This is a genomic window from Jingyaoa shaoxingensis (assembly GCF_014385005.1).
In the GTDB taxonomy this organism is placed as follows: domain Bacteria; phylum Bacillota; class Clostridia; order Lachnospirales; family Lachnospiraceae; genus Marvinbryantia; species Marvinbryantia shaoxingensis.
Genome location: NZ_JACRSZ010000036.1, coordinates 1 through 6,632, shown reverse-complemented (window position 1 = coordinate 6,632; position 6,632 = coordinate 1). Strand labels below are relative to the sequence as shown.

Here is a 6,632-nt window from a genome sequence, read left to right as displayed (position 1 = left end):
AATTTTGTTCCATTTATTTTAAATAATTTGGAAAAAAGTTGAATGAGTTGGAAATTTAGAACCGAAACAGCGTATTCAGACTGAAGAGACAAAAAATCGCTACAAAAATTTTGTAGCGATTCCTCGTTTCTTTTTCTCCTGTATCATGATCCAATAAACTCTGCCAGACCAAATTCTATACTCCTCATAAGTGTTGTCAAACTGGTACCAAAGAACATCACCAGACTGCTTCCTGCTACTATTGCAAGGACCACACCAATCGTCTGCCAGTCCTGTGTGACTAATATCATCATCAGTACCATGAATCCCGCACATGCCAGTATCAGGCCATGCAGCGCATACCCAAGAAGTAGAAATACATCCAGGATTCCCAGCAATGCCACAATTACTATGATACACACAATTGCCATTAATTTTAATATTAATCTTCCAACTGTCCTCAACATGTACCTTCCTCCCTTTTCTATTCCTGACCATATTGCTTTTCTTTTATCATACTGAAAATATCCATAATCGTCAATATGTGATTATATTAAAATTTTATGTGTTTTTATCTCTGTTGCACTTTGCGTCATCGTGTCACATAGTTTTTTATGTACCGCCAAACAAATCATGATTGACCTCTGCCTGATAAAAGCTATTCATTGTAGTTGGAGCATTATATAATGCCGTTATCAGATAGGTTTTAATATTCTTAATTTTCGTTGTATTCTTCTTCATGCACAGCATAACATCATCCGTTGCATGTGTATAATGATTCTCAACAGAAATCGCTTTGTGCCCCATCATAAGTGCTGTATTTACTACATTGGCACCTTTGGCTGTATTTGCAATCGTATCTGCTGTATGGCGTAAAGAATGCAGGCATAAGCCTTTTTTCTGTCCTGTTTTGGTTACATGAACATCCCGCTCTATTTCCAGTCTGTCACACAATTCTTTAAAGCATGTTTCCATAGAGGACGCAGATCTTCTTTTACCGCTTCTAAATGATGGATACAACAGATTCTCTGGATTATTCTTACATTTCAATTTTGTCTGTTCCATCATATATAAAACACATTCCCTGCATAAATCCGACATGATAATATATCGGGCTTCTTTATTTTTTGGAACCTTTGTATAATACTCCATTTCATTGTTTTTATCATTATCCTTAAATCTTCTTCCAATTGCTTCTACAATATGAATCTTATTATTCTCCAAATCAATATTATCATTCCGTAATGCTGAAAACTCTCCACTTCTCATGCCCGTCTCCAGTAAAAATAATACTACAACCGGATACTGACCTATATCATTTTTATATGCGTAATAAAACTTTTGTATATCTTCTGATGTAAATACTTTTTTTCGCTTTTTCAGATCTTCTTCTTTTTTTCTGTCATATTCATCTGCTATTTCTTGTTTCAAAATTGCCTGTTTTGCATAATTTTCTTTTAGCAGGCTTCGATCTACCAGCCACTGACAACATCTAATGCATAACTGTCTCGGGAAAAGACAGGTCTTTCTCGCCTTCTTTTCCATAAGTTCATCATAATATTTTTGAAATTCCATTGCGTTTAACATTTGCAGCTGATACTTTGAAATAGACATATTATAAAAATTGGCACTTAATGCCCGAATATAAGTATGATATCCACTTGCCGTAATATTGGACTTTACTTCCATATCCACAAATTCATCCATATATTCACCAAATGTTCTCTTCTTATCTATTTTGGTGTCACTTCCACGTTCATAATCTTTTTCCCATGCTGCCAGATCCATTTTGGCTTTTTCTCTTGCTTCCTTTTCTGTAGCTGCTTTTCGTTTTATTCGTTTAGGCTTTCCTGTCTTTGGATTCAGATATTTGCTCTGAATCAGACACTCATATGATCCATCCTTTAGCTGTCTGACATTTCCTCCCCGTTTTGTTCTTTTACATTTTTCTTTGCTGCCATGTAATGTTCCTCCTTCTCGTCAATTATCACTTTTTTATTTTTATCGAGAAAGGAGCAAAAAAGTGATATCAAAAAGTGATATTAATAAAATTATAAAACACCCCCAAACGCTTTTCACTTAGTAGATATAACTAATTTTCAAGGCGCTTAGGGGTGTTTTGATGTGTTTTATTTGTCAATTCTCAACAAATTCTGCTTATTTGTTGTAGTTTACGATCTTGCCGAAGTCTGGCTTCAGAGCCGCTCCACCGATCAGACCACCATCGATGTCTGGTTTGGAGAGAAGTTCTGCTGCATTGCCTGCATTCATAGATCCGCCGTACTGGATGCGTACTGCTTCTGCTGTAGCTTCATCGTACATCTCAGCAATTGTATGACGAATCATTGCACATACTTCCTGAGCCTGATCTGCTGTTGCAGTCTTGCCTGTTCCGATTGCCCAGATTGGTTCGTAAGCGATGACCATAGTCTTAACCTGATCTGCTGTTACACCTTCCAGGTCAGCTTTGATCTGAAGGTTGATCCAGTCTTTGTATGCATTTCTTTCACGAAGCTCCAGCGATTCTCCACAGCAAAGGATTGGTGTAAGACCGGAAGCAAATGCTTTCAGAACTTTTTTATTTAAGAGAGCATCGTCTTCTTTGAAGTAGTCACGACGTTCTGAATGACCGATGATTACATATTTTACACCTGCATCCAGAAGCATTGGAGCAGAGATCTCACCTGTATAAGCTCCCTTGTCTTCGATATAGAAGTTTTCAGCACCAACTGCCACATCAGATCCTTTTACAGCTTCTACAACTGGTACGATGTCGATTGCAGGTACGCAGTATACAACATCTACATCAGGATTAACTACCAGATCTTTCAATGTATTTACTAATTCCACTGCCTGACTTGGTGTCATGTTCATTTTCCAGTTTCCAGCGATAATTTTCTTTCTTGCCATCGTCTTTTCCTCGATTCTGATTTTATTTTTATTGTAACTGTTCAAAGCTAACCTCCAAAATGCTACGCATTTTGTCGGTGCGGCGTATCCGCTAAATAAAATTTCAAAAACAGATTAAAAATGTAAGCATTTTATACCTGCTTGTAAAATTTTGCTTGGCTCTGAACAATTATAATTTATTTGTCGTCTGCAGCCATAACACCTGGAAGTTCTTTTCCTTCCAGGAATTCCAGAGAAGCGCCTCCACCTGTAGAGATATGACTCATCTTATCACCAAATCCTAACTGGTTTACTGCTGCTGCAGAGTCACCACCACCGATGATAGTTGTAGCATCTGTCTCAGCCAGTGCTTTTGCAACTGCGATAGTACCTTTTGCAAGAATTGGGTTCTCGAATACACCCATAGGTCCGTTCCATACAACAGTCTTAGCAGTCTTAACAGCATCTGCATACAGCGCCTGTGTCTTAGGTCCGATATCCATGCCCATCTTATCAGATGGAATCTTGTCAGAATCTACTACTTCTGTAGCGATCTCAGCATCGATTGGGTTCGGGAATTCGCTTGTGCATACAGTATCGATTGGCAGAAGAAGTTTCTTTCCAAGCTTTTCTGCTTTTTCCATCATTTCTTTGCAGTAGTCCAGTTTGGTCTCATCGCAAAGAGATGTTCCAATTTCATATCCTTTTGCTTTCAGGAATGTATAAGCCATACCACCACCGATGATCAGGGTATCGCATTTTTCCAGAAGGTTGGAGATAACGTTCAGCTTGTCAGCAACTTTTGCACCGCCCAGAATTGCTACGAAAGGTCTCACCGGATTCTCTACTGCATTGCCAAGGAATGCAATTTCTTTTTCCATCAGATATCCAACCGCGTTTTCGCCGCCTTTTTCTTTGATGAACTTTGTAACGCCTGCTACAGAAGCATGTGCTCTGTGGGAAGATCCGAATGCATCGCAAACATAAGCGTCTGCCAGATCAGCCAGTTCTTTACTGAATTTTTCGCCATTCTTTGTCTCTTCTGCTCCACGGAAACGTGTATTCTGCAGAAGAACAACATCTCCTTCTTTCATCTCTTCTACTGCCTTGGTAGCTGCTTCGCCTGTTACGTTGTAATCAGATACGAACACTACCTCTTTACCAAGCTTCTCAGAAAGTCTCTTTGCTACAGGTGCAAGAGATTCGCCTTCGTTCGGTCCATTCTTTACTTTACCAAGATGTGAGCAGAGGATTACTTTTGCTCCGTCGTTGATCAGCTTGTTGATGGTTGGCAGTGCTGCCACGATACGTGTTTCATCCGTGATCTCACCATTTTTTAAAGGTACGTTGAAGTCACATCTTACCAGCACGCGTTTTCCTTTTGCATTGATATCATCTACTGTTTTTTTACTTAATCCCATTGTCGTAACCTCCGTTTTTCATTCAGCTCAGGACTCCCCTGGCTGAAAACACATAATACTAAAATGAGGTCCGGTCCAAATAAGACCGGACCTCTGATAGGTCTTGATAATACTTATGCTAATTCGCTGAAGTATTTGATTGTACGAACCATCTGGCTTACATAGCTGTTTTCATTGTCATACCAAGAAACAACCTGTACCTGAGATGTTCCATCTTCAAGGTTAACTACCATTGTCTGTGTAGCATCGAACAGAGAACCGAATCTCATACCAACGATATCGCTGGATACGATTTCATCTGTGTTGTAACCGAAAGATTCTGTAGCTGCTGCTTTCATAGCTGCATTGATTTCTTCTACAGTAGCTTTTCCTTTTACTACTGCGTTCAGGATTGTTGTTGATCCTGTAGGGGTCGGTACACGCTGAGCAGCACCGATCAGTTTGCCGTTCAGTTCTGGGATAACCAGACCGATTGCTTTTGCAGCACCTGTGCTGTTAGGAACGATGTTAACTGCACCTGCACGAGATCTTCTGAGGTCACCTTTTCTCTGTGGTCCGTCAAGGATCATCTGGTCACCTGTGTAAGCGTGAATTGTGCACATGATACCGGACTGAATTGGCATATAGTCGTTAAGAGCTTTAGCCATAGGAGCCAGGCAGTTTGTTGTACAAGAAGCTGCAGAAATTACTGTATCTTCAGCTTTCAGTGTTTCATGGTTTACATTGTAAACGATGGTAGGAAGGTCATTTCCTGCTGGAGCAGAGATAACAACTTTACGAGCACCTGCTTTGATGTGTGCTTCTGCTTTTGCTTTGGATGTATAGAATCCTGTACACTCCAGAACTACGTCTACACCGATTTCTCCCCATGGAAGGTTAGCAGCGTCTGCTTCTTTGTAGATCTTGATTTCTTTTCCATCAACTGTGATAGAATCTTCACCTGCTGTTACTGTATCAGCCAGAGCATATTTACCCTGAGATGAATCATACTTTAACAGATGTGCAAGCATTTTAGGGCTTGTTAAATCGTTGATTGCTACTACTTCATAACCTTCTGCACCAAACATCTGTCTGAATGCAAGACGACCGATACGGCCGAATCCATTGATCGCTACTTTTACTGCCATAATCGTAATTCCTCCTGAGAATTTAAAAATTTTATCTGACATTGCAGATTATTGATGTTCTTTTTCATGAACATCAACCCACTTGTTATTCTACTCAATTTGTTCAAAAAATTCAAGGTATTTTTCATGTTTTTGGTTTGATTTGGAAATATGTATATTTGACATCCTATATTTTTTCTTCTATTATAAGAAATGACAAATTATAAACGGACAATGAGCCGGTTCAACACGACTGTGTCTTTTTGTTCTTTCTCAAAAACATCATTTTAAAGGAGTGAGCCTGCCATGAAAAGCGATTTTCATATGCATTCGTCTTTTTCCGGGGATTCTGATACACCAATGCTGGATATGATTGAATATGCCATTGCCCTCGGTCTGGGGACCATCTGCTTTACCGAGCACTATGATGAAGATTATCCAGAAGGGGAAGATGACTTTTCGCTGGATACTTCTGCCTATTACACAACACTTTGTATTTTTAAAGAACAATATGCTTCAAAAATTAATATTCGTTTCGGTGTGGAACTCGGCATGCAGCCACATCTCGTGGCATTGTATACAAAATATGTGCAATCCTGGCCATTTGATTTCGTAATCGCATCCCAGCATGTACTGAATCATGCAGATCCTTATTATCCGTCTTTCTGGAACGGCAAAAAGCCTTCCGATGTGATCTGCAGCTACTTTGAAGAAACACTGAAGAATCTGCAGCTTATGAAAGAATATGATACGCTGGCACATCTGGATTATATCGTCCGTTATGCCGGGTCTGGACATACTTCCTATCATTACAGTCAATACAGTGATGTGATCGATCCTGTCTTACGTTATCTGATCGAACATGGAAAATGTCTGGAGGTCAATACCGCCGGATTCAAATACGGACTGGGGCATCCAAATCCGCGTGAAGAAGTCCTGAAGAGATATCTGGAATTGGGCGGTGAACTGATTACCATCGGATCTGACGGACACAAACCAGAACATCTCGCCTATGGCTTTGACCTTCTTCCAGATCTGCTGAACGACCTTGGTTTTCGCTATTACTGCATCTTCCAGAACCGGAAACCGGAATTTTTAAAATTGTCTGTATAAACCTGGTAGAGTAGGCGGATGAAAATTTCATCCGCCCCTCATCAAACCGTGCATGAGGTTCTCCCTCACACGGCTTTCCGACATTCTTCTTTCTACAGCATTACGTCATGCTCTAGCCATTTTC

6 protein-coding genes are annotated in these 6,632 nt (G+C 39.9%); 1 reads left to right on the top strand and 5 read right to left on the bottom strand.

The genetic code is table 11. From position 1 onward, the window contains the following. Positions 1–143: 143 nt before the first annotated feature. The 5 genes from H8716_RS17100 to gap form a co-directional block, all read right to left on the bottom strand. Positions 144–446, bottom strand: coding sequence for a hypothetical protein (locus tag H8716_RS17100; RefSeq protein ID WP_249310170.1), 303 nt, complete (start codon positions 444–446; stop codon positions 144–146). Between the two features lie 145 nt (positions 447–591). Further along, the gene (locus tag H8716_RS17095) at positions 592–1,767 is read right to left on the bottom strand and encodes a tyrosine-type recombinase/integrase (protein WP_249310168.1); all 1,176 of its coding nucleotides are present in this window, start codon (positions 1,765–1,767) and stop codon (positions 592–594) included. A gap of 369 nt (positions 1,768–2,136) precedes the next feature. Next, positions 2,137–2,889, bottom strand: a complete 753-nt coding sequence (gene tpiA, locus H8716_RS17090; protein WP_158434065.1) for a triose-phosphate isomerase — start codon at positions 2,887–2,889, stop codon at positions 2,137–2,139. A 176-nt stretch (positions 2,890–3,065) separates the two neighbouring features. Further along, a complete protein-coding gene (locus H8716_RS17085) occupies positions 3,066–4,289 on the bottom strand; it encodes a phosphoglycerate kinase (RefSeq protein WP_249310166.1) in 1,224 nt (407 codons plus the stop codon). Positions 4,290–4,402: 113 nt separating this feature from the next. Further along, the gene (gene gap / locus H8716_RS17080; RefSeq protein ID WP_249310164.1) at positions 4,403–5,416 is read right to left on the bottom strand and encodes a type I glyceraldehyde-3-phosphate dehydrogenase; all 1,014 of its coding nucleotides are present in this window, start codon (positions 5,414–5,416) and stop codon (positions 4,403–4,405) included. Positions 5,417–5,701: 285 nt separating this feature from the next. On the opposite strand from gap, the gene H8716_RS17075 reads away from it, so the two are divergent. After that, positions 5,702–6,508 carry a histidinol-phosphatase HisJ family protein gene (locus tag H8716_RS17075; RefSeq protein WP_249310162.1) on the top strand — a complete coding sequence of 269 codons (807 nt, stop codon included), beginning with the start codon at positions 5,702–5,704 and terminating at the stop codon, positions 6,506–6,508. Positions 6,509–6,632: the final 124 nt, after the last annotated feature.